Source organism: Corynebacterium pilbarense (assembly GCF_026930265.1).
In the GTDB taxonomy this organism is placed as follows: domain Bacteria; phylum Actinomycetota; class Actinomycetes; order Mycobacteriales; family Mycobacteriaceae; genus Corynebacterium; species Corynebacterium pilbarense.
Window position 1 is genome coordinate 161,492 of the sequence record NZ_JANRML010000001.1, and the last position, 21,815, is coordinate 183,306.

A 21,815-nucleotide genomic window follows, 5' to 3' on the forward strand; every position below is an offset into this window, starting at 1 on the left:
CACTCCCGGGCGCGCCCGATATGGCGAAGGAGTACGACAGGACTGTGGCACTGCTCGAGCACATTGCGACGCCAGCGGATGTCCGCAAGCTTTCTCCTGCGCAGCTTGAAGATCTGGCGGATGAGATCCGCGAGATGCTGATCCAGAAGGTCTCCGCCACCGGCGGGCACCTCGGCCCCAACCTGGGTGTGGTGGAGATGACCATCGCACTGCACTACATCTTCGATTCACCGAACGACCCGATTATTTGGGACACATCCCACCAGTCGTACGTGCACAAGATTCTTACCGGCCGCGGCGGGCAGTTTGACACGCTGCGTAAAAAGGGCGGGCTTTCCGGATACACGGCGCGCGCGGAGTCGGAGCACGATTGGACCGAGTCCTCGCACGCGAGCGCGTCCCTGTCCTACGCGGACGGTCTTGCCAAGGCAAAGGCGCTGAAGGGCAGCGATGACGCCAACGTCGTCGCCGTGGTAGGAGACGGTGCGTTGACCGGCGGCATGTGCTGGGAGGCGCTGAACAACATTGCGGCGGCCAACCGCAACGTTGTCATCGTGGTCAACGACAATGGCCGGTCCTACTCGCCGACTATCGGCGGGTTCGCGAACAACCTGACAAAGCTGCGCGACCAGCTTGCGGCGCTTCGCATGCAGCCGGCGTACGACGAAGTGATGGAGTCCGGCAAGAAGACGCTGAAGTCCATGGGCTGGGTGGGCGAGCGCACATTCGACGCACTTCACGCCCTCAAAGAAGGCGTGAAGTACCAGGTGCTGCCCACCGAGATGTTCCCGGAGCTGGGGATGAAGTACGTCGGCCCAGTTGAAGGCCACGACATTAAAAGCTTGCTCAACGCCTTCAAATACGCCAAGCGCTATGAGGGGCCGCTGATCGTCCACGTGGTCACTGAAAAGGGCCACGGGTTCGCCCCGGCCGTGAACAATGTGGCGGATCAGATGCACTCCACGGGTGTGATCGACCCGGTGACAGGGCAGTCGCTCGCCGCGTCTGAACCGGGCTGGACGTCTGTGTTCACTGAGGAGCTGTTGCGCGCCGGCCACGAGCGCGACGATATCGTGGCCATCACCGCGGCGATGGCGGGGCCGACCGGCTTGCAACCTTTTGCAGAGCAGTTCCCGGATCGTTTCTTCGATGTCGGTATTGCGGAGCAGCACGCTGTCGCTTCCGCCTCCGGTATGGCGCTCGGCGGCCTGCACCCGGTCGTCGCGGTGTACTCGACGTTTTTGAATCGGGCGTTCGACCAGCTGCTCATGGATGTGGGGCTGATTGATCAGCCTGTGACGTTGGTGCTCGACCGCGCCGGCGTGACCGGTTCGGACGGCGCCAGCCACAACGGCGTGTGGGATATGGCGATCGCGTCGATCGTGCCAGGCATCCGCATTGCAGCGCCGCGGGATGCGGCTCGTCTGCGAGAGGAGTTCGCCGAGGCTATTGCTGTCGACGACGGGCCGACGGTTGTCCGCTTCCCCAAGGGGGCGGTTGGCGCTGACATTGACGCACTCGAGCGTCTTGCCGGCGGCACCGACGTGCTGGCACGCCCAGAGGGCGAGGGCACCGAGGAGGACATTGACGTGCTGATCGTCGCCGTTGGTGCGTTTGCGAAGTACGGCCTCGAGGTGGCAGACGCGGTGCGTGACGACGGCATCCGGGCAACGGTGGTAGACCCGCGCTGGGCCATCCCCGTCTCCTCTGACGTGCTGGAGTTGGCCGCGGAAGCCGACCTGGTGGTGGTGTACGAAGACGGCGTGGTCCGCGGTGGCGTGGGATCCGCTGTTGCCGAGGCGCTTGCGGCTGCGGAGGTGGATACCCCGGTGCGGCAGCTCGCATTCCCAGATATTTTCCCGCTGCACGCATCTCGCGGCGAGATCCTGCAGGAGTACGGCCTTGATCCAGTCTCTGCTGCGGATCAGGTTCGTGAGTGGGCGGCCAGCCTGGCGGACCCGGAAGCCGAAGCGAAGCGCTAGACCAGCTCGAGCATCTCCGCGTGCGCTGCGGCCAGAATTGGCGCAGTGATTTGGATCTGCCACGGTCGCGCGCCCGCATTTTCCAGGGCCGTCGCTGCCTGGTGGGTATCCCACGCCGGTGACGTGTCGGGCGCGCTCCACACCGTCTCGCGCAAAATCGCGGGCGTGAGCAAAATGTCGGGACGAATGTCCAAGTCTTCTGCGATGGCGGCGATGTCTTCGCGGCACAGCTGCAGCATCTGCCACGATTCGGGGTAGTGGCGCTCCCAGCCGGATTTCGACGGTGTGCTGTTTGCACGCGGATCTCGGCGTCGCGGCCACGTGGCTGGGTCCACCGAAAGTGCGCGTTCGACCACGCCGAGCCAGCGCCGCACATCCCGCGAGGGCATGCCTTTACTCCCGATCGCACGAGTCAGTCCGTGAGGAGAGTCCGGTTCGGCGAGCGCGATAGCCAATAAGGCCCGGTTGGGTAGTAGCCGCCCCGGGGCGATGTCCCGTTGTTCGCTGATCTCTTCACGCGCGTGCCAAAGTTCGCGGGCGACTTGGAGCCCGGATTGGTCACGTACCGACGCGAGCCCTTTCATATCCCGCCAAGTCTTCTCCTGGTAGGGAGTCTTTGAATATACGGCGATCAGGTGCGCGAACTCCTCGAATGCCCAATGCAGCTTGCCCTGAGCGTCGAGGACTTCCGTGAGCGCCTCTGCCAGCTCGTGGAGGTATTCCACGTCGAGTGCGGCGTAGTCTTGCCACGACTTTGGCAGCGGCGTGTGCGACCAATCCTCGTGGCCGTGGCCTTTCTCCAGTTCCACACCGACGAAACGTTCGACCATGGCGGCGAGGTTCGGGCGGTCGTAGCCGACGATCCGTGATGCCAGCTCGGTGTCGAAAAGGATGCCCGGGTGTAAGCCGAGCAGTGCCAGGCTGCGCAGGTCTTCTCCCGCGGCGTGGATGATCCATTCCTGTCCGCCCAGCACGGGGGCGAAAATCTCGCGCACCTCGTCGCGGTGGCCTTCGGGCGCTATCAGAAACGTTCCCGCGCCGCGTCGCGCTACTTGCACAAGAAAGGCGCGGTTGCCGTAGCGGAAGGAAGAAGCGCGTTCAGTGTCCACGGCGAACGGACCCCGACCGTGCGCGAGTGCGCCCGCTGCCTCACGAAAGGCGGCGGGCGTATCTACAAGGCGGTAGTCCAGCCGGGCACTCATCAAAAAACGATATTAGCGTGCGCCGAGCTGTGCCACACCCTCCGGAGGCAAACCAGCCACGTGTGCGAGCACCTTAGAAAACGCTTCGACGTGGTGTTGAAGGTCGGTGCCCTCTGCAGTCCAGGACGCGCGCATCTCCAGCTGGTAGGCGCGTGGCGGCCCGCCGATCTCGCCGAAGCGCACAGAGGCAGTCGAGGTGACGGTGCCTCCGAGGTTGGTGTGGCGCGCGCCGGTCTCAGCCAGCGATTCGTTGAGCCACTGCCAGGCCACGTCCGGAAGCAGCGGGTCCGAGGCTACGGCGTCGTCCATGTCGGCCTGGATGTAGGCGACCAGGCGCATGGTGCCTTCCCACGCTTCTTCTGCGGCTGGCGAGTGCAACAAGATCAGGCGGCCGAACGCATCGCCTTCAGAGTCGACCGGGACGTTTTCTTCGTCCGCGTGCGCGACCTCCAAACCGACGGCGTGGCTAAACGGTGCGGGGCGCTGCGGCGGGCGGATGGTGCCCAGGGTGATTTCGGGGCGCAGGCGCGCCGCGTGCATGGATTCAACGGCCGCGCTGAATTCTGCGGGCCAGGAATCGCTGTTGCCGTGGTCGTCCCTGTTGCCGCCCGCGCTTCCGGCGGACATGGGGGAGGTGGTGTCCGGTTTCATCACAGGGTCAAACGTATCCAGCAACCGGCGTCGTTGGGGGAGGCGCGCCGTGAGTGTCACAACCTAGGGCGTAGAATGTCCTACGACTTTCGTTTGATCTGCCGTGCGGCAGGGAAGGGGCAAAATCTATGGCCAAGCTCGACTTTGACAAACTCAACGCCACGCAGCGCTTTCTACAGTTCGCTGTGTTCCGTGCGCTCCCCGGGGTGCTTGGCACCGAGCGCAGCCAGCTTATCGACGAAGCTCGCGCCTTCTTCTCCAACCTCGAGCAGGAAGGCGTAGTCACGGTCCGCGGCATCTACGACAACACCGGTATCCGCGCCGATGCTGACTTCATGATTTGGTGGCACGCAGAAGAGTTCGAGCATCTGCAGAAGGCTCTCGCGGATTTCCGCCGCGAGACGGAGTTCGGGCAGAAGGTGGAACTGAGCTGGATCGGCAACGGGCTGCACCGCCCCGCCGAGTTCAACAAATCTCACCTGCCCAGCTTCATCATGGGCGAGGAGCCGGGGGACTGGATTACGGTCTACCCGTTCGTGCGCTCCTACGACTGGTACGTGATGGACCCGCAAAAGCGCCGTCGCATTCTCGCGGAGCACGGCATGGCGGCCCGCGATTTTGCGGATGTGCGAGCCAACACCGTCGAGGCCTTCACGCTCGGCGACTACGAGTGGATGCTCGCTTTTGAGGCCCCGACGCTGGAGCGTATCGAGGCGTTGATGAAGACCATGCGCTACACCGAGGCGCGCCTGCACGTGCGCGAGGAGATCCCGTTCCAGACGGGCCGCCGGGTCGGCGACATCGGCGAAATCATTTCGGTGCTGCCCTAAGCAGCTGGGCACCGAAGGTGGCGTCGGAAAGCAATTGCTTTCCGACGCCTTTTCTACGCCTCGTCGAGCGTCAACGAAACGGAATTAATGCAGTAGCGCAGATCGGTGGGGGTGTTGAACCCCTCGCCGGCGAAGACATGGCCCAGGTGGGAGTGGCAGTTTGCGCACAATACCTCGGTGCGCACCATCCCGAGGGAGGTGTCCTCGCGCTCAATAATGGCGTCGCCCGCCAGCGGGGAGAAGAACGAGGGCCAACCGCAGTGGGCGTCGAACTTCTCGGTGGAGCGGAACAGCTCAGCGCCGCACGCGCGGCAGCGGTACACGCCCTCGGTGGTGGTGTTGGTGTACTCGCCGACGCCTGGGGGCTCCGTGCCTGCCTCCCGGAGGACGCGGAACTCCTCCGGGCTGAGTTTCTCGCGCCACTGCGCGTCGGTGAAGTCCTTGAAATCCGTCATCGCCCAATCCTTTCTGTCGGAGCGAGCAAGGTGTGCCTAAACAATACCCACGCTGCGCACGCGACAATAAACACGGCCCAGCCGGCGGTTGGCAAAAACGTGTTGAGCCAACTACCGGTCAGCGGGTGCAACGAGCTGGACCAGTTCAAGGGGGACAGGCACAGTGCGGCGCCGAGCCACGCGGGCCAGCTGCGCAGGGGACTATCCGGGTGGAACACCGTAAACAAGGCGGGAAACAGCATCATGGAGTAATACGCCTGGCCCAAGGAGGACAACAGGCACACCCCGGCGAGCAGCACCCCGGAGCCCACGGCGAGATACAGCAGCTCCTGGCTATGGCGCACGCGTAAAAGCCCGAGCACGGCCCCGGCGACCGCGGCTGCCAGCAACACGAACAGCGCACCATGCGCCCAGCTAGGCATGCCGAAATACACGGCGAATCCGGACAGGGAAGAGTTGGCGTAGTCGCGCGTGACCTTCAAGTACGGCACAACCACGTCGAGGTAGTCGCGGGCGCCGGGAGTCAGCGGCCACGCGATGAGGTTCATCACCACCGGAATGCCGATAGCGCCGAGCGCGGGGCGCCAACGCAGCTGCAACAGCGGCAGAACCACCAGCGGGGCGAACATTGGCTTGACCAGAATGGCCAATCCCAGCACCATGCCAGCGGCGATGTCGCGGCGGGTAAGCAGCAGCGCGATAAATGCCACTAGCGCCAGCAGGAGTATGCCGTTGATGTTGGAAAACACCAGCGTGTTGGTCACTGCCTCGGTGCAAAACGCTAATGCGATGGCCACCGGAAACGTCGGCCCGGAAAGCTTGCGGCCCGCAAGTTTGGTCAGCCAGGCCAACGCAGCGATGATGCACGTGGCGTTGACGGCGATGAACAACGGGCGCGCCTGGTCGATGTCGGTGATTAGCCCCATCGGCGCGAGCAGCAGCGTCGCGCCCGGGTTGTATAGGTAATGCGGATCGACATGGGTGTAAACCTCGTTGTACACGGGGACGCGTTCTACGAAACGGCGCGCTGCGGACCATACGGTGGTGAAATCGTCCGTCACAGACCCTGCGCGCGCGAGGATGAACAGCCGGTGTAGGACCAAAAGCACCGCAACAGGCCAGGCGGCTGCGGCAACCGCCGGCGCGACGGATGCGCGCTGGTGGCCTGGCTGGGCCTGTACTGCGGTCGAATCCGCCTCGGATTCTTCGGTGGCGCTTCGTGGCGGTGGGGTAGCAATCACGCGCCTAACCGTACCTGCCGGGGTGCGGCTACTCGTCGCGCACGCTCCGGTAGCGCAGGAAGAGCACCGAGTCACCTTCATCTGGTGAGGTATGTGTCGCTTCGAGCGCGTAGCGTCGTTTGAAAGCTTCCTGGTTTGCGATATCCGCCAACCCCCACGGGCCGTCCGCGGCGCTTGTGGTCGGGTCCAGGGTGATATGCAGGACGTCGATGAGGTCATTGCCGATCATGTCCGCATAGACGCTCGGTCCGCCTTCGCAGGCGATTCGGTTGAAGCCCTCACGATGCAGAGCCTCGATGATCGTGGCTGGCGAGCCGTCGCCGGAGGAGATAAACCGGGCACCGGCATGTTTTAAGGCGGTGCGTTGAGGTGCCAGTTTATCGTCGGTAAGCGACTGCTCTGGGCACACAACAATCGCATCGCGGCCGGAGAAGACCCCAAGCGACGGGTCGATGTCCAACGAACGCGACAGCACAGCTATCGGCGTGTCCGCAGGCCCGTACTCTTCTGCGGTTGCGGTGCTGGATGAAACGAGGACAACATCCGCCCAAGCCCGCAGCTGCTGGAGCAAAGCGGAATCCAGCTCGTTGCCGAGGTCGCCCGAAATGCCGTTGCGGCCGAACGCGCCGAAAAGCGTCATCACCATCGCCGCGCGTGTTTCGCGCTTGTTGGGGGAGTGAACGGGGCCGAGGATGTCGGTTGCAGATAAAGCCATGCGCAAAAGAATAATCCCGGCCGTGCACGGGCCGGGATTGAAGTGGAGCGGATGACGAGACTCGAACTCGCGACCCTCACCTTGGCAAGGTGATGCGCTACCAACTGCGCTACATCCGCATTGCTATTCAGTTGACGAGGGCGTAAACCCTCTGTGCGCGATACTGGGATCGAACCAGTGACCCCTACCGTGTCGAGGTAGTGCTCTACCGCTGAGCTAATCGCGCAAGGCTATTGCAGCTTGGAGGTGGATACGGGAATCGAACCCGTGTACACGGTTTTGCAGACCGTTGCCTAACCACTCGACCAATCCACCGTGGAGTTACCTCCAAAGTATTCGGTTTCAACCCCGAAGTACTTGGAGCGGATGACGAGACTCGAACTCGCGACCCTCACCTTGGCAAGGTGATGCGCTACCAACTGCGCTACATCCGCATTGCTATTCAGTTACCGAGGGGATAAACCCTCTGTGCGCGATACTGGGATCGAACCAGTGACCCCTACCGTGTCGAGGTAGTGCTCTACCGCTGAGCTAATCGCGCCCAAGTTCCTCTGGGGAACTGGAGCGGATGACGAGACTCGAACTCGCGACCCTCACCTTGGCAAGGTGATGCGCTACCAACTGCGCTACATCCGCATGCGTTCCACGCTGTCCGCGTTGAATGCGAGAACAAACCTTATCCGCATACTGCCCGCCGTTACAAATCGCCATGTCACGGCCACTTTTAGTGGGTTTGTGTGAATTACGCGGGTGCAATTTGATCCCGTGGTGCATTCGCTTCTCGACGGCGCACGTTTCGACACCCACCGTTATCCTCGATGACCAGCCGATTCGGAACTTTCGGCTTTGGTGTGTAATCTCTCTTCTCGTTCGGTCCTATGGCTCAGTGGAAGAGCGTTCCGTTCACACCGGAAAGGTCGCTGGTTCGATCCCAGCTAGGACCACAAAATACGCCCCAGGTTAACGGCAGCCTGGGGCGTATTGCGTTTGCACGCTAAACGCCGATATCGGCATTTGTGGGTTCGGCCCTTGGAAAAGCCCAGGTCGCGTCTCGGTCACGGGGGTAAACGCCGATATCGGCATTTAGGCTGCGTTACCCGGTTCACAGTTTTTGGGGCGGGTGTGCCGGGAACTAACGTGGATTTGAATGCGACTAGTGCTCTTAGCGCCAGTCGGCGCGTTGGTTTTACTTGAGGAGGCAGCATGCTCATCCCGACATCATTCACACGAGGTGGCGCAATCGCGGCCCTGGCGGCAACTGCAACGTTGTGCGCGGCGGCGCCGGCTTACGCCCACGACTCTGTGATTGGCTCGGACCCCGAAGATAAGGGCGTGGTCAGTGAGTTCCCCGACGCCGTCACCCTGGAGTTTTCCGGAGAGATCCAAGACGGCTTCAACACCGTGGCGCTCTCCCGGGATGTCAACGGGCAGTCCGAGGTCGTCTACTCCGGCGAGCCGGAGATCGACGGTCGGTTTGTCACCCTCGACGTGCCGGCGGACCTTGATGCGCAGCCGGGCGACTACAAGGTGGGCTACCAGATTGTCTCGTCCGACGGGCACTCGACGAAGGGGATGACCTCGTTCAGCTTCAACCCATCCGGTGAGACGGCCTCGGACGCGAGCCAGGACCCAGTTGTTGACGCAGCCGAAGGCATGAGCACCACCATGAAGGTGCTGCTCGCGCTGGCGGGTGTGCTGGTTGTAGCAGGTGCGGGCTTCGGTGCCCTTGCCAAGAGCCGCCGAATCTCTGAAACCGACACTGATACCGACAAGTAGGAGAACACCGATGAACAAACGAATCATCACCGGACTTGCAGCAGCAGCTTTGGTGCTCGCAGGTTGCTCCGATGAGACCAACAACGCAGCGGAGCAGCAGTCTTCGTTCAACGAGGCCACCTTGGAGGCGGCAACCGATGTCGCGGCCAGCGAGCTGGACAACGATGCGGTCACCCTCGAGCAGGGCGCCGTTCGCGCGAAAGCGGCGCAGGATACGGCTGACGGCAGCGACATGACGTCCATCTTCGGCACGCTGCACAACAACACCGACAAGGTCCTCTCGGTCGTGGGCTTCACCACCTCTCTCGGCGAGGCGGACTATCAAATCCACGAGGTCGTCGACGGGATGATGCGCCAGAAAGAAGGTGGCTTCGACATCCCCGCGGGTGGCACCCACGAGCTGGCTCCGGGCGGCGACCACTTCATGGTGATGGGCTACGCGCCGGCCATCGAGGCTGGCGACACCATCGACCTGACCTTGCTGCTGGAAGGCGGCGCGACCGTGACCGTGCCGGATGTTGCCGTGCGCACCATGCTGCCTGGCGACGAAAGCTACGGCGACCTCGGCGAGCACGCCGACCACGCCGACCACGCCGAGCATGCCGACCACGCTGAACACAAGCACTAAGGAGGAAAAATCATGCCGGGTGTGAGCCGGCGGGGGTTTTTGGCGGGGACGGCGGGGGTCGCCGGTGTGGCGTCGACAGGCATGCTGCTCTCGGCCTGCGATGACGATCCAGGTAATGATCCGAGCAACTCCGATCCGAACACCGAACCGTTGACGGAGGCGTCCGTCGCTTTCGACGGCGAGCGCCAAGCAGGCATCCAGACGCCGACGCAAGCGTCGCTCAACCTGGCTGGGTTCAGGCTGAAGGACGGGGTGGACGGAAGCGGCGTGGTCAGGCTGATGCGCCTATGGACAGAAGACGCCCGCGAGCTGACCGCCGGTCGCAACCCGCTGTCCAGCCTGGAGCCGGAGATGACGCAGTGGCCCGCCAACCTCACTGTCACCTGCGGGTTCGGCGAGCGCATCTTCGATATCGCGGCGCCGGACCAAAAACCGGCGTGGCTGCACGATATCCCCGCGATGCCACGCGAGCAGCTGCAACCGGAGTGGGGCCAGACCGACCTTGTGCTGCAGATCTGCTCCGACGACCCGGTTATGAGCGCCTGGGCGCTGCGTCACATGACACGCGCCGGCATGGACTACGTTGAAACCGCCTGGTTGCAGCAGGGGTTCATGAACGCGTTCGGCTCCATCCCCAAAGGTCAGACGCCGCGTAACCTCTTCGGCCAGGTGGACGGGACCGTCAACCCGCACTCGGACGATGAGTTTGCCGAGCAGGTCTTCGCGGACGACGGGTCGTCGTCGCTGGTGGTGCGCCGAATCGCGATGGACCTCGACGATTGGGAGCGGCTGGACCGCACCTCCCGCGAGGTTGTGGTGGGGCGAAAGCTTACCGACGGCGCTCCGCTGACCGGCGCGGACGAGTTCGATACGCCGGACATGGAGGCGTTGGACGAGTACGGGCTGCCCGTGATCGACAAAAACTCCCACATGGCCCGCGCCATGCCGCCCGCGGACCACCCCGAGCAGAGGTTTCTGCGCAGGCCGTACAACTACTCGCTGCCCCCGGCACCCGGTGAGCTGTCCAACGCGGGCTTGGTCTTTTTGGCCTACCAAAAGGACCCGGAGATGCAGTTCACCCCAGTGCTGCAGCGGCTTTTAGAGGTGGATCGGCTCAACGAGTGGACCACCCACATCGGCTCCGCGGTCTACTGGATCCCGCCAGGCACACGTGAGCCTGGCGGGGAAGGAAGCGGCGACACGTACTGGGGCGAAACAGTACTTTCTGGCGCCCGGGGGTAGAATCCCAGGCGTCCGGCGCGCCACCTGCGCCGTCGGGAGAGAACGTGGAAGAAGGGCGGCGTCCAGGTATGACGCAGCCCAGTGACGCGCAAAGGAGCGCACGACAGATATGTCTACCGAAGCAGCAGTTGAGTTCGCACCGTTCGAGGTTCCCGCCGGCACCGCCGTCGGCGCGGCCATGCGGGAGCTGAACCTGCCAAACAAGGGGGAGGACGCCGTCGTGTGCGTCCAGGATGAAGCGGGCGAGCTGAAAGACCTCTCGCACGTCCCCGAGGCCACCGCGACGTTCACTCCGGTGCCGGCAAATACTGAGCTCGGCCGCTCCGTGATCCGCCACTCCTGCGCCCACGTGCTCGCTCAGGCCGTGCAGGCCGAATTCCCCGGCACCAAGCTAGGCATCGGCCCGGCCATCGAGGACGGCTTCTACTACGACTTCGACGTTGCGGAGCCGTTTACGCCCGAGGATCTGAAGACGCTGGAAAAGCGCATGAAGAAGATCATTAAGCAGGGCCAGAAGTTCGTCCGCGGCGTCTACGCCTCCGCAGAAGAGGCTGCAGAAGACCTCAAGGACGAGCCGTACAAGCTCGAGCTGATCAACGACAAAGGCAACGTCGATCCGGACTCCGATGAGGCCACCGAAATCGGTGCTGGCGAGCTGACGCATTATGACAACGTCAACCCGCGCACGAACGAGGTTGAGTGGCATGACCTGTGCCGTGGCCCGCACGTGCCCACCACGAAGTACATCCCGGCGTTCGCGCTGACCCGCTCGTCCGCCGCCTACTGGCGCGGCGACCAGGACAACGCTGGCCTGCAGCGTGTCTACGGCACCGCTTGGGAGTCCAAGGAAAAACTCGAAGAGTACATGACCATGCTTGAGGAGGCGGAAAAGCGCGACCACCGCCGCCTTGGTAACGAGCTGGACCTGTTCTCCTTCCCGGACGAGGTCGGCTCCGGCCTGCCGGTGTTCCACCCGGACGGCGGCATCGTGCGCATGACCATGGAGCAGCACTCTCGCGAGCGCCATGTCGCTGCCGGCTACTCCTTTGTCAACACCCCGCATGTGACCAAGGGCGACTTGTTCCAGCAGTCGGGCCACCTGGACTGGTACGCCGACGGCATGTTCCCGCCGATGAAGCTGGACGGCGAGGTTGATGAAGACGGCAACGTGACCAAGCAGCCGGTGGACTACTACGCCAAGCCGATGAACTGCCCGATGCACAACCTCATCTTCGACTCGCGCGGCCGTTCCTACCGCGAGCTGCCGCTGCGCCTGTTCGAATTCGGCACCGTGTACCGCTACGAGAAGTCCGGCGTGGTCCACGGTCTGACCCGCGCCCGCGGATTCACGCAGGACGACGCCCACATCTACTGCACCGAGGAGCAGCTGGAAGACGAGCTGACCAGCGTGCTGGAGTTCATCATCTCCCTGCTGCAGGATTACGGCCTGGACGACTTCTACCTGGAGCTGTCCACGAAGGACCCGAACAAGTACATCGGCGACGATGAGATCTGGGAGCGCTCGACCAACATCCTGGAGTCCGTGGCCAAAAAGTCCGGCCTGGAGCTCGTGCCGGACCCGGCGGGCGCCGCATTCTACGGCCCGAAGATCTCCGTGCAGGCCCGCGACGCCATCGGCCGCACCTGGCAGATGTCCACCGTACAGCTGGACTTCAACCTGCCGGAGCGATTCGACCTGACCTACACCTCCTCGGACGGCTCGAAGAAGCGTCCGGTGATGATCCACCGCGCGCTCTTCGGCTCCATCGAGCGCTTCTTCGGCGTGCTGCTCGAGCACTACGCCGGCGCGTTCCCGGCCTGGCTGGCTCCGCACCAGGTGGTGGGCATCCCGGTGGCCGACGCGTTCGCCGACCACCTCGACGGTGTCGTCGCAAAGCTGCGCGAGCGCGGCATCCGTGCAGAGGTGGACCACTCGGACGACCGCATGCAGAAGAAGATCCGCACCCACACCACGTCCAAAGTGCCGTTCATGCTGCTCGCCGGCGAGCGCGACGTGGACGCGAACGCGGTGAGCTTCCGCTTCCTCGACGGCAGCCAAATCAACGGCGTGCCGGTCGAGCGCGCGGTGGAGCTGATCACGGACTGGATCACCGCCAAGCGCAACGACCAGCCGAGCGAGGACACCGTTGCAGCCGGCAACTAACGGCGAGACCTATGCCGACACCGGCGTAGGCGACCCGGACCGTCTCACCCGACTGTGGGCGCCGTACCGCTCCAGCTACATCACCCAGATGCCCGCGGAAGATGAGGCGGGGGAAACCGGAGGATCGTCGAGAAGCAACGGCGATCCCTTCCTCGAAATCCCGAAGATGAGCGACGAGGACGGCCTCATCGTCGCGCGCGGGGAGACGGTGTACGCGGTGTGCAACCTGTACCCGTACAACGCCGGCCACCTGATGGTGGTGCCGTACCGCAAGGTCGCCGAGCTGGAAGAGCTCACGGATGCGGAGACGGCCGAGCTGATGGCGTTTGCCAAGCATGCGGTGAAAACGCTCAAGCGCGTGTCCAAGCCGGAGGCGATCAACGTGGGGCTCAACCTGGGCAAGGCCTCGGGCGGGTCGGTGGGCGACCACCTGCACCTGCACGTGGTGCCGCGCTGGGCGGGCGACGCGAACTTTATGACCGTCATCGGCGGCACGAAGGTGCTGCCGCAGCTGCTGCAGGAAACGCGGGCGCTGCTAGCGGACGGCTGGCGCGAAGTCCACGAGACGGAATCAGGTGAACGCGATGCTTAGCGTGCACGGACGCAAACCCGCAGCAGTCGTGGTCGAACCGGTAGCCAAAGGGCTGCTGAAGATCGGCCTGACGCCGAACGCGACAACCGTGGCGGGCACCGCGCTGACCATGCTCACCGCGGTGGTGCTCATCCCCACCGGACACCTGGTGTGGGCGGCGGTGCTCAGCCTGTTCTTCGCCGCCTTCGACATGGTCGACGGCACGATGGCCAGGCTGCGCGGCGGAGGCACAGCGTTCGGCGCGACGCTGGATGCGAGCTGCGACCGGCTTACCGACGGCGCGCTGTTCGGCGCGATCGCGATGTGGCTGATCTACGTCGCGGACGCAGCGCCGGTGAATGTGGCGGTGTGCCTGGCGGTCATCGTGCTTTCGCAGACCATCAGCTACATCAAGGCCCGCGGCGAGGCCGGCGGGCTCAAGATCGTCGGCGGGCTGATTGAACGCCCGGAACGGCTGATCCTGGGACTCGGCGGCCTTGCGCTGGAGGGCTTCGGTGTGCCGAACGCCGTGGTGGTGTCGCTGTGGATTTTGTTGGTCGGCTCCGTGATCACCGTTGTTCAGCGGCTGATGTTCGCCGGACGCGACGAGGGGGCGGACGCGAAGATCGCGCCGCCAGCGGGAGCGTAAATGGGCTTCGCGCGCGAGCGGCTCGTCGCCGCGGGCTACATCGCCGGCTGGAAGATCGTCGGCGCGCTGCCTGCACCGTTGACAGCGCGGGCAGCCGAATGGGCCGCGGACCGTGCTTCCGGCGAGGGCGTTGGCATGGAGATGCTGCGGCGCAACCTCGCACGCGTGGTGGGGCCGGAAAATGTCACCCGGCAGCTGGTGCGCGACGCCATGCGTTCCTACGCGCGCTATTGGCTGGAAGCATTCCGTCTGCCGCTGATGGCGGACGACCCGGAGCTGAACGCGAAGCTTTCGGCTGGTGTGGTCGGGCGGGAACACTTGGATGCTGCCGTGGCGCAGGGCCACGGGGTTGTACTCACGCTGCCGCACACCGGCAACTGGGACATGGCGGGAACATGGCTGGCGCGAAACTACGGAGGGTTCACCACCGTTGCGGAGCGGCTTGAACCAGAGGCGCTGTTCGACGCGTTCGTGCAGTTCCGCGAGTCCCTCGGCTTCGAGGTCGTGCCGCTAACCGGCGGTGAGCAGCCGCCGTTTGAGCGGTTGAAAGAGGTGCTCGCTGACGGTGGGATCGTGTGCCTGTTGGGGGAGCGGGACTTCTCACGACGCGGGGTGCCGGTTGAGTTCTTTGGCGAGGAAACGACCTTTCCCGTCGGCCCGGCCAAGCTAGCGCGTGACACCGGCGCGTCGCTTTTGGTTGCGCACTCCTGGTTCACGGGCACGCGGCGCAACCCCGGCTGGGGCTTTAGCATCTCCGACCCGGTGGAGGTGACCATGCTCGAGGACACTGCGCAGCGCGTGGCCGACCAGTTCGCCCAAAACATTGCCGCCCACCCGGCGGACTGGCACATGCTGCAGCCGCTGTGGCCTAAAGACGCGCCGAAGCCGAGCCGCCGCCGGGAAATGGAACGGCGGCTGCGGCAACGGCGCGAACAGGGGAGGTAGTCGGCGTGCGGATCGGTCTGGTGTGCCCGTACTCCTTCAACGTGCCGGGCGGAGTTCAAGCCCACGTGCTTGACCTTGCTGCTCAATTGCGCGAGATGGGCCACCACACCGAGGTGCTCGGCCCGGCTTCCGAGGCTGTGGAGCTTCCGGAGTGGGTCACCCGCGGCGGTGCCGCGGTGCCGGTGCGCTACAACGGCTCGGTCGCGCGGCTGTCCTTCGGCCCGCAAGTGCGCCGCACCACACGGCAGTTCATTGAGCGCGGCAACTTTGACATTTTGCACGTGCACGAGCCGAACTCGCCGAGCTACTCCATGGCGGCGCTGCGCATGGCTTCCGGCCCAATCGTGGCCACCTACCACGCCTCAGCGGAATCCTCTTATGCGCTCAAGCTCGTGCTGCCGGCACTCCGCGGCAGCCTAGAGAAGATCCGCGCCGGTATCGCGGTGAGTAAGGAGGCGTGGCGCTGGCAGTCGCAGCAGGTGGGCACTGATCCCGTGATCATCCCGAACGGGGTGGACACCGCCAGATTTCAAGCGGCGCGGCGCGCTCCAGGAAGCCAAGCAATGCCAGAAGTGGTGTTCCTGGGTCGCTTGGACGAACCCCGCAAGGGCCTCGACGTGTTTCTGCAGGCCGTAGATCAGCTCCCGCGCAAGCCGCGCGTCACCGTCATCGGAGCTGGGGCGCACCGCGAGGTCGCGGACGTCGAGTTTACGGGGCTGGTGTCTGAGGAGGAGAAGGCGGAAATCCTCGGCCGCGCGGATATCTTTGTGGCGCCGAACCTCGGCGGCGAATCGTTCGGGATCATCCTCGTAGAGGCGATGGCTGCCGGCTGCGCTGTACTCGCCAGCGACATCCCCGCGTTCGCCGCGGTCTGCGGCGAGGATGCGGGGTTGCTGTTTCCGCCCGGCGATGCGTCGGCGCTCGCGCAGCAGTTGCAGTTGCTTATCGACGAGCTCCCGCTTCGCACCAACCTCTGCGCTAGAGGCGTGGAGCGGGCGAAAGACTTCGACTGGTCCGTTGTGGCGGGTCGGGTCCTGGCGGTGTACGAGGCTGTATCCATTGGGGAGAAGGTCGGGGTGGAGGGGTGGCTATGACGATGGTTTGGATCGCTGTGGCGGTGGTGGTGACTGTGCTGGCGGCGTGGGCCTACAACACGGCGCAGCGGCTCAACCGCCTGCATATCCGGCTTGACCGTTCGCGCGACGCCCTGCAGGCGGCGCTGGACCGGCGCTGCGCCGTTATCGCAGCGCTCTACCCTGAACTCGGCGCAGCGGCGCAACGCACCGAACAGATCAGACTAGGGCCGGACGATGTGCACACTCGTTTTGTCCAGGAGAAGCAGCTGTCGGCGGTGGTGGCAGAACGGATCGCGGGCGAGGAAATGCCGGGTCCGCTCAGCGACGCGGACATCCGAGTCGAGCTGGCCACGCGTTTCTACAACGATGCGGTGGCGGATACGCGGGCGTTGCGCCTTCGGCCGTCGGTAAGCTTTTTGCGCCTCGGCGGTACAGCGGCACTGCCGCAGTTCGTGCGGGACGACCAGTAATAGCTTCAGCAAGTCGGTGCGTATAATGCCGTCTGTTACACGTCAACCGAGGAAAAGGGGTGCGTTATGGCGGGCCACTCAAAGTGGGCAACCACGAAGCACAAGAAGGCCGCAAACGACGCGAAGCGGTCGAAGTTGTGGGCGAAGATGATCAAGGACATCGAGGTCGCGGCACGAACCGGCGGCGGCGATCCGGCCGCGAACCCCACCCTGGACGACATGATCCGCAAGGCCAAGAAGGCTTCGGTGCCTGGCGACAACATCGAGCGCGCCCGCAAGCGCGGCTCCGGTGAGGAAGCCGGCGGCGCGAACTGGGAAACCGTGATGTACGAGGGTTACGGCGTGAACGGCGTCGCCGTGCTCATCGAGTGCCTCACGGACAACCGCAACCGCGCCGCTACCGAGGTGCGTACCGCCATGACCAAAAATGGTGGCAACCTCGGCGAGTCCGGCTCCGTCGGCTACATGTTCGAGCGCACCGGTGTGGTGACCATTCAGAAGGGCGAACTCAGCGAGGACGACGTGCTCATGGCTGTGCTCGACGCCAGAGCCGAGGAGGTCAACGACCTCGGCGAGGAGTTTGAGATCACCTGCAAGCCGACCGATCTGCCGGCAGTGCGCGAGGCGCTGGCAGGCGAAGGCATCGAGATTGAGGAAGCAGGCCAGGAGTTCCGTGCGGACGTGGAGGTAGACCTCGACGTCGAAGGCGCGAAGAAGATGATGCGTATCATCGACGCGCTGGAAGACTCGGACGACGTGCAGAACGTCTACACCAACATGAACCTCTCCGACGAGGTCGTGGCGCAGCTGGAGGACTAAGTCTTTCACCGTGGCCAACGCCCGCGCCGCCGACGGTGGCGCGGGCGTTTGTTGTGTCTCCTGTGGTAGAACATATGTGTCACATGTGCGGAAGGGAGGATGCGATGTCGCTGGAAGGTCTGCGGGTCATGGGCATTGACCCTGGCTTGACGCGCTGCGGTCTTTCCGTGGTGCAAGCTGGCCGGGGCCGTCAGATCATCCCCGTGGCGGTTGGCGTGGTGCGCACCCCGTCCACTGCGGAATTGGCGGAGCGTCTTCTGCGCCTGTCGCGGGCGGTGGGTGAGTGGATCGACGACTACGAGCCGGACGTCATCGCCATGGAGCGCATCTTTGAGCGCGGCAATGTATCAACCGTCATGCACACCGCGCACGCCGTGGGCGTGATGGTGCTGGCCGCGGCGGAGCGGGGCATCCCGGTGCACATGTACACCCCGTCAGAGGTGAAAAAGGCCATCTCCGGCAACGGGCGGGCGGACAAGAAGCAGATGACGGTGATGATCACGCGGATTCTCGGCCTGTCTGAAGCACCGAAGCCCGCGGACGCGGCCGACGCGCTGGCTATCGCGGTGTGCCACTGCTGGCGCGCCCCCCTGATCGCACGGACCAACCAGTTGACCATGAAAGCGGCGAACCAATGATTGATTCTCTCAACGGCGAAGTGCTCACCATCGGGCTCGACCATGCGGTCATCGAATGCTCGGGCGTGGGCTACCGCTTCCTTGCCACCCCACAAACGCTGGGCCGCTTGACCCGCGGCGAGCGCGCCCGGGTGATGACGTCGATGGTGGTCAAAGACGATGGTGTGACCCTGTACGGCTTCGGGGACGCGAATGCCCGCGAGATGTTCCACAAGCTGCAGAACGTCTCCGGACTGGGGCCGAAGCTGGCGCTCGCCTCATTGTCCGTGTTTGACCCAGGCGAGCTGTCCTCCCACATCGCAGCCGGAGATGCGAAAACGATCCAGTCCATTCCGGGTGTGGGCAAGAAGATGGCGGAACGCATCGCTCTCGAGCTCAAGGACAAGGTGGAGGCGTTTATCCCGGCGGACGATGCACCGGCCGCTACAGGTGCAGCCGGAGCGAACAAGGGCTCGTCGCTCATTTCGGAGCAGGTGGTCGAGGCGCTAGTGGGCCTGGGTTTCCAGGAGCGTTCGGCGCGGCCGGTGGTCGACGCGTTGGTGGAGGAGCAGCCGGAGAAAGACGCTTCCGCACTGCTGCGTCAGGCGCTGAGCCAGCTAGGCAAGAAATAGGGAGGTATCGCCGTGTCGGACGTGGAAAAGACAGAGTTTGAGCTGCCGGAAGGGTTCGCGGCGAAGGCTCCGTCGCCAGTAGACGCGCACGCGCAGGCAGACGAGCATGACATCGAGCGTTCGCTACGCCCGAAATCGATCAACGAATTTATCGGCCAGCCCAAAGTCCGCGAGCAGCTCAACCTGGTGCTTGCGGGTGCGCGCAGCCGCGGGGTGACCCCGGACCACATCCTGCTGTCCGGACCGCCGGGGTTGGGCAAGACCACCATGGCGATGATCGTGGCGCAGGAGTTGGGAACCTCGCTGCGGATGACCTCGGGTCCCGCACTCGAGCGCGCGGGCGATTTGGCGGCGATGCTGTCCAACCTGATGGAAGGCGACGTGCTTTTCATCGATGAAATCCACCGCATCGCCCGCCCGGCCGAGGAAATGCTCTACATGGCGATGGAGGATTTCCGCATCGACGTGATCGTGGGCAAAGGTCCCGGTGCGACTTCGATCCCGTTGGAGATCCCACCGTTTACCCTCGTCGGGGCGACAACCCGCGCGGGTATGCTCACAGGCCCACTGCGCGACCGCTTCGGGTTCACCGCCCAGATGGAGTTCTATGACGTGGAGGACTTGACCCAAGTGGTCAGCCGCGCCGCGGACATCCTCGCTATGCGCATAGACACGGACGCGGCGGTGGAAATCGCCTCGCGTTCGCGCGGCACGCCACGCATTGCAAACCGCCTGCTGCGCCGAGTGCGCGACTGGGCGGACGTGCATGGTGACGGCCACGTCAACCTCGAGGCGGCGCGCTCCGCGTTGAGCGTGTTCGACGTGGACGAGTTGGGCCTGGACCGACTGGACCGTGCGGTTCTAGATGCGTTGATCCGCGGCCACGGCGGGGGGCCGGTGGGCGTGGGCACGCTTGCCATCGCCGTTGGCGAGGAACCCGGCACCATCGAGGAGGTGTGCGAGCCCTACCTTGTGCGCGCGGGGTTGATGTCTCGAACTGGGCGCGGGCGAGTGGCGACTGCCGCGGCGTGGGAACACCTGGGGTTGCAGGCGCCGCCAGATGCACCGGGGCAAATGTCGCTTTATTAAGGCTGGCGCGGACCGGACTGCTGGTTTTGCGGGGCTATGCCGTAGCATGTTCCGTTGTGTCTCCACCGGCACGCCCTTCACTTATGTCTCTTCCCGGGTGTTGTAGGGCTCGGTGGAGGGGAAAATTGGAGCTCGGAAAGCAGAGGAGTCAGCTCAGTGTCCAACAACACTCGGCGGTCCCGCGAGGTGAAGGGAAAGAAGCGCTGGCCTGCTCGGCTGCTCGCGCTATTTACCCTCATTGTCATCGGCGTCTACGCCCTAGTATTTTTCACCGGAACTAAAACGGCTGAGCCGAAGCTCGGCATCGACCTGCAGGGCGGCACCCGTGTCACCCTCGTTCCTCAGGGCGATGAACCGACAAGCGAGCAGCTGGAGGATGCGCGCAACATCCTCGAAAACCGTGTGAACGGCATGGGTGTCTCCGGTGCGTCCGTTGTTGTGGACGGAAACACCATCGTCATTGAGGCCGCCGGCGACGACACGGCTGAGATTCGCAACATCGGTCAGACCTCGCAGCTCTTCTTCCGTCCGGTGCTTGACCCGCCGGCCGCGGATAGCACCAAGATTGACCAGGTCACCTTGGACATGACCAACGAGTGGGTCAAGTACGGCATCTTTACCCCGCAGGAGGGCCAGGCGGTGCTCACCCAGATCGCCGCGCGTAAGCAGGCGGCGGAGAAGGAAGCTGAAAAGGCCGCCGAGAACCCGCAGGAAGAAAGCGGTGAAGGTAAGGACGTCGCACCGAAGGAAGAGGAAGCCCCGGAGGCGCCTAAGGACGTTCCGCAGGTCAGCGCCGAGCCGCTGCCGGAGCCGAACGGCCCGGTTGAGGCGGCTGAGCGCCGCCAGGAAACGACGGACATGCTGCGGCGCACCCGTCAGTCCACCGACCCGACCGAGCAGTTCGCGGCACTGACTTTGATGTCGGCGCGTTGCATGGGCCAGATCACCGACCCGTTGGCCGGCTCCGACAAGGCGGATCTGCCCCTGGTTTCTTGCGACCCGACGTCGGGCCAGCCATTGCTTCTCGACGAGGTTCCCCTGCTCGCCGGCGTCACCGACGCTGACGGCCCGCGCCTGACTGGCGAGCAGATCGACACCAACCGTGCGATCACCGGCGGTTTCAACCCGCAGTCCAGCCAGATGGAGATCAGCTTCGCCTTCAGCCAGGCGGGCGAGCCCAACGGCTCCGAGACTTGGGCGCACCTGACTAGCGAAATGCTGCAGAAGCAGATCGCGATCACGCTGGACTCCCAGGTGATTTCCGCACCGGTGATCCAGAGCCCGACCCCGGTTGGTTCCGCAACGTCTATCACCGGCAATTTCACCCAGGAAGAGGCCGAGGGCCTTGCCAACAACCTGCGCTACGGCGCACTGCCGCTGTCCTTCGCTGGTGAGAACGGCGAGCCGGGCGGCACCGCTCTGTCCGTTCCGCCGTCGCTGGGCCAGGCTTCGCTCAAGGCGGGCTTGTACTCCGGCCTGGTGGGCTTGATCCTGGTGGCGCTGTTCGTCTTCGCTTACTACCGCCTCTACGGTCTGATCTCGCTGGCGTCGCTCGTCGCCGCTGGCGCACTTGTCTACGGCACCCTGGTGCTGCTGGGCCGCTGGATCGGCTACTCCCTGGACCTTTCCGGCATCGCTGGTCTGGTTATCGGTATTGGCGCCACCGCCGACTCCTTCATCGTGATTTACGAGCGCATTAAGGACGAGGTGCGCAAGGGCAAGACGTTCCGCTCCGCCACCGCATCCGGCTGGCAGCGGGCGAAGGACACGGTCATCACCGGCAACATGGTTACCCTGATCGGTGCGGTGATCATCTACTTCCTTGCCGTTGGCGACGTGAAGGGGTTCGCCTTCACCATGGGCCTGACCACCGTGTTCGACCTGCTTGTCACCTTCTTGGTTACCGCGCCGCTACTGATCATCGCGTCTCGCAGCGGATTCTGGTCCAAGCCTTCCGTCAACGGCATGGGAAAGGCGTTCAAGACGGCTGAGGCACGTCGGGCGCAGGATGGCGTCGATAAGCACACGCTCCAACCGGCCGCAACGATTGAGGAGAACTAA

21 protein-coding genes and 7 tRNA genes are annotated in these 21,815 nt (G+C 64.2%); 17 read left to right on the forward strand and 11 right to left on the reverse strand.

The annotated features are described in order from the left end of the window. The first annotated feature begins 44 nt into the window (after nt 1–44). Nucleotides 45–1,982 carry a 1-deoxy-D-xylulose-5-phosphate synthase gene (gene dxs / locus NUW87_RS00775; protein ID WP_269026855.1) on the forward strand — a complete coding sequence of 646 codons (1,938 nt, stop codon included), beginning with the start codon at nt 45–47 and terminating at the stop codon, nt 1,980–1,982. On the opposite strand, the gene NUW87_RS00780 is transcribed toward dxs, so the two are convergent. Beyond that, complete coding sequence (locus NUW87_RS00780; RefSeq protein WP_269026856.1) at nt 1,979–3,184, reverse strand: HRDC domain-containing protein; 1,206 nt, start codon at nt 3,182–3,184, stop codon at nt 1,979–1,981. The genes dxs and NUW87_RS00780 overlap by 4 nt on opposite strands. A gap of 12 nt (nt 3,185–3,196) precedes the next feature. Further along, nucleotides 3,197–3,811, reverse strand: a complete 615-nt coding sequence (locus NUW87_RS00785) for a DUF3000 domain-containing protein (RefSeq protein ID WP_228496229.1) — start codon at nt 3,809–3,811, stop codon at nt 3,197–3,199. Between the two features lie 152 nt (nt 3,812–3,963). Here NUW87_RS00785 and hemQ point away from each other — a divergent pair, with 152 nt between their 5' ends. Beyond that, on the forward strand, nt 3,964–4,665 hold the full coding sequence (hemQ, locus tag NUW87_RS00790; protein ID WP_239217059.1) for a hydrogen peroxide-dependent heme synthase: 702 nt from the start codon (nt 3,964–3,966) through the stop codon (nt 4,663–4,665). 53 nt (nt 4,666–4,718) lie between these two features. Here the strand turns inward: hemQ and msrB are convergent, their stop codons facing one another. The 9 genes from msrB to NUW87_RS00835 form a co-directional block, all read right to left on the reverse strand. Next, nucleotides 4,719–5,120, reverse strand: coding sequence for a peptide-methionine (R)-S-oxide reductase MsrB (gene msrB, locus NUW87_RS00795; RefSeq protein WP_269026857.1), 402 nt, complete (start codon nt 5,118–5,120; stop codon nt 4,719–4,721). Then, nucleotides 5,117–6,361 (reverse strand): glycosyltransferase family 87 protein, encoded by a 1,245-nt coding sequence (locus NUW87_RS00800; protein WP_269026858.1) that lies wholly within the window; start codon nt 6,359–6,361, stop codon nt 5,117–5,119. The genes msrB and NUW87_RS00800 overlap by 4 nt, the downstream gene beginning before the upstream one ends. A gap of 28 nt (nt 6,362–6,389) precedes the next feature. Continuing rightward, a complete protein-coding gene (locus NUW87_RS00805) occupies nt 6,390–7,076 on the reverse strand; it encodes a dihydrofolate reductase family protein (RefSeq protein WP_269026859.1) in 687 nt (228 codons plus the stop codon). 43 nt (nt 7,077–7,119) lie between these two features. Beyond that, nucleotides 7,120–7,195, reverse strand: a tRNA-Gly gene (locus tag NUW87_RS00810). A 35-nt stretch (nt 7,196–7,230) separates the two neighbouring features. Beyond that, nucleotides 7,231–7,302 (reverse strand) — tRNA-Val (locus tag NUW87_RS00815). Between the two features lie 15 nt (nt 7,303–7,317). Next, nucleotides 7,318–7,391, reverse strand: a tRNA-Cys gene (locus NUW87_RS00820). A 43-nt stretch (nt 7,392–7,434) separates the two neighbouring features. Next, nucleotides 7,435–7,510: transfer RNA gene (locus NUW87_RS00825), tRNA-Gly, on the reverse strand. 35 nt (nt 7,511–7,545) lie between these two features. Beyond that, nucleotides 7,546–7,617 (reverse strand) — tRNA-Val (locus tag NUW87_RS00830). 19 nt (nt 7,618–7,636) lie between these two features. Beyond that, nucleotides 7,637–7,712, reverse strand: a tRNA-Gly gene (locus tag NUW87_RS00835). 236 nt (nt 7,713–7,948) lie between these two features. On the opposite strand from NUW87_RS00835, the gene NUW87_RS00840 reads away from it, so the two are divergent. From NUW87_RS00840 to secD, 15 genes are all read left to right on the forward strand, one after another. Continuing rightward, a tRNA-Val gene (locus NUW87_RS00840) sits at nt 7,949–8,020 on the forward strand. Nucleotides 8,021–8,279: 259 nt separating this feature from the next. After that, nucleotides 8,280–8,852 (forward strand): copper resistance CopC family protein, encoded by a 573-nt coding sequence (locus NUW87_RS00845; RefSeq protein WP_239218259.1) that lies wholly within the window; start codon nt 8,280–8,282, stop codon nt 8,850–8,852. Nucleotides 8,853–8,862: 10 nt separating this feature from the next. After that, nucleotides 8,863–9,480: a copper chaperone PCu(A)C gene (locus NUW87_RS00850; protein ID WP_239218257.1), complete on the forward strand. Its 618-nt coding sequence runs from the start codon at nt 8,863–8,865 to the stop codon at nt 9,478–9,480. A gap of 12 nt (nt 9,481–9,492) precedes the next feature. After that, nucleotides 9,493–10,722: a Dyp-type peroxidase gene (locus tag NUW87_RS00855; RefSeq protein WP_269026860.1), complete on the forward strand. Its 1,230-nt coding sequence runs from the start codon at nt 9,493–9,495 to the stop codon at nt 10,720–10,722. 109 nt (nt 10,723–10,831) lie between these two features. Continuing rightward, nucleotides 10,832–12,886 carry a threonine--tRNA ligase gene (thrS, locus tag NUW87_RS00860; protein WP_269026861.1) on the forward strand — a complete coding sequence of 685 codons (2,055 nt, stop codon included), beginning with the start codon at nt 10,832–10,834 and terminating at the stop codon, nt 12,884–12,886. Beyond that, nucleotides 12,870–13,478 carry an ATP adenylyltransferase gene (locus NUW87_RS00865; protein ID WP_239218251.1) on the forward strand — a complete coding sequence of 203 codons (609 nt, stop codon included), beginning with the start codon at nt 12,870–12,872 and terminating at the stop codon, nt 13,476–13,478. The genes thrS and NUW87_RS00865 overlap by 17 nt, the downstream gene beginning before the upstream one ends. After that, entirely contained in the window at nt 13,471–14,106 is a 636-nt protein-coding gene (pgsA, locus tag NUW87_RS00870) for a phosphatidylinositol phosphate synthase (RefSeq protein ID WP_239218249.1), read from the forward strand. The genes NUW87_RS00865 and pgsA overlap by 8 nt, the downstream gene beginning before the upstream one ends. After that, nucleotides 14,107–15,051 (forward strand): phosphatidylinositol mannoside acyltransferase, encoded by a 945-nt coding sequence (locus tag NUW87_RS00875; protein WP_269026862.1) that lies wholly within the window; start codon nt 14,107–14,109, stop codon nt 15,049–15,051. Between the two features lie 5 nt (nt 15,052–15,056). After that, nucleotides 15,057–16,145, forward strand: a complete 1,089-nt coding sequence (locus tag NUW87_RS00880) for a glycosyltransferase family 4 protein (RefSeq protein ID WP_269026863.1) — start codon at nt 15,057–15,059, stop codon at nt 16,143–16,145. Continuing rightward, a complete protein-coding gene (locus tag NUW87_RS00885; protein WP_269026864.1) occupies nt 16,142–16,597 on the forward strand; it encodes a hypothetical protein in 456 nt (151 codons plus the stop codon). Before NUW87_RS00880 ends, NUW87_RS00885 begins: the two co-directional genes overlap by 4 nt. 66 nt (nt 16,598–16,663) lie before the next feature. Further along, nucleotides 16,664–17,416 carry a YebC/PmpR family DNA-binding transcriptional regulator gene (locus NUW87_RS00890; protein WP_269026865.1) on the forward strand — a complete coding sequence of 251 codons (753 nt, stop codon included), beginning with the start codon at nt 16,664–16,666 and terminating at the stop codon, nt 17,414–17,416. 104 nt (nt 17,417–17,520) lie between these two features. Then, complete coding sequence (gene ruvC / locus NUW87_RS00895) at nt 17,521–18,054, forward strand: crossover junction endodeoxyribonuclease RuvC (protein ID WP_194559367.1); 534 nt, start codon at nt 17,521–17,523, stop codon at nt 18,052–18,054. Then, on the forward strand, nt 18,051–18,665 hold the full coding sequence (ruvA, locus tag NUW87_RS00900; protein WP_269026866.1) for a Holliday junction branch migration protein RuvA: 615 nt from the start codon (nt 18,051–18,053) through the stop codon (nt 18,663–18,665). Before ruvC ends, ruvA begins: the two co-directional genes overlap by 4 nt. Before the next feature lie 12 nt (nt 18,666–18,677). Further along, nucleotides 18,678–19,754 carry a Holliday junction branch migration DNA helicase RuvB gene (gene ruvB, locus NUW87_RS00905; protein ID WP_239218239.1) on the forward strand — a complete coding sequence of 359 codons (1,077 nt, stop codon included), beginning with the start codon at nt 18,678–18,680 and terminating at the stop codon, nt 19,752–19,754. A gap of 156 nt (nt 19,755–19,910) precedes the next feature. Continuing rightward, nucleotides 19,911–21,815 (forward strand): protein translocase subunit SecD, encoded by a 1,905-nt coding sequence (gene secD / locus NUW87_RS00910; RefSeq protein ID WP_269026867.1) that lies wholly within the window; start codon nt 19,911–19,913, stop codon nt 21,813–21,815.

Coding starts and splice junctions, on each gene's coding strand:
- hemQ (WP_239217059.1), top strand. CDS start 3,964: ATGGCCAAGCTCGACTTTGACAAACTCAACGCCACGCAGCGCTTTCTA.
- NUW87_RS00845 (WP_239218259.1), top strand. CDS start 8,280: ATGCTCATCCCGACATCATTCACACGAGGTGGCGCAATCGCGGCCCTG.
- NUW87_RS00885 (WP_269026864.1), top strand. CDS start 16,142: ATGACGATGGTTTGGATCGCTGTGGCGGTGGTGGTGACTGTGCTGGCG.
- pgsA (WP_239218249.1), top strand. CDS start 13,471: ATGCTTAGCGTGCACGGACGCAAACCCGCAGCAGTCGTGGTCGAACCG.
- NUW87_RS00850 (WP_239218257.1), top strand. CDS start 8,863: ATGAACAAACGAATCATCACCGGACTTGCAGCAGCAGCTTTGGTGCTC.
- NUW87_RS00780 (WP_269026856.1), bottom strand. CDS start 3,184: ATGAGTGCCCGGCTGGACTACCGCCTTGTAGATACGCCCGCCGCCTTT.
- thrS (WP_269026861.1), top strand. CDS start 10,832: ATGTCTACCGAAGCAGCAGTTGAGTTCGCACCGTTCGAGGTTCCCGCC.
- msrB (WP_269026857.1), bottom strand. CDS start 5,120: ATGACGGATTTCAAGGACTTCACCGACGCGCAGTGGCGCGAGAAACTC.
- ruvC (WP_194559367.1), top strand. CDS start 17,521: ATGTCGCTGGAAGGTCTGCGGGTCATGGGCATTGACCCTGGCTTGACG.
- NUW87_RS00855 (WP_269026860.1), top strand. CDS start 9,493: ATGCCGGGTGTGAGCCGGCGGGGGTTTTTGGCGGGGACGGCGGGGGTC.
- ruvA (WP_269026866.1), top strand. CDS start 18,051: ATGATTGATTCTCTCAACGGCGAAGTGCTCACCATCGGGCTCGACCAT.
- NUW87_RS00785 (WP_228496229.1), bottom strand. CDS start 3,811: ATGTCCGCCGGAAGCGCGGGCGGCAACAGGGACGACCACGGCAACAGC.
- NUW87_RS00805 (WP_269026859.1), bottom strand. CDS start 7,076: ATGGCTTTATCTGCAACCGACATCCTCGGCCCCGTTCACTCCCCCAAC.
- NUW87_RS00890 (WP_269026865.1), top strand. CDS start 16,664: ATGGCGGGCCACTCAAAGTGGGCAACCACGAAGCACAAGAAGGCCGCA.
- NUW87_RS00875 (WP_269026862.1), top strand. CDS start 14,107: ATGGGCTTCGCGCGCGAGCGGCTCGTCGCCGCGGGCTACATCGCCGGC.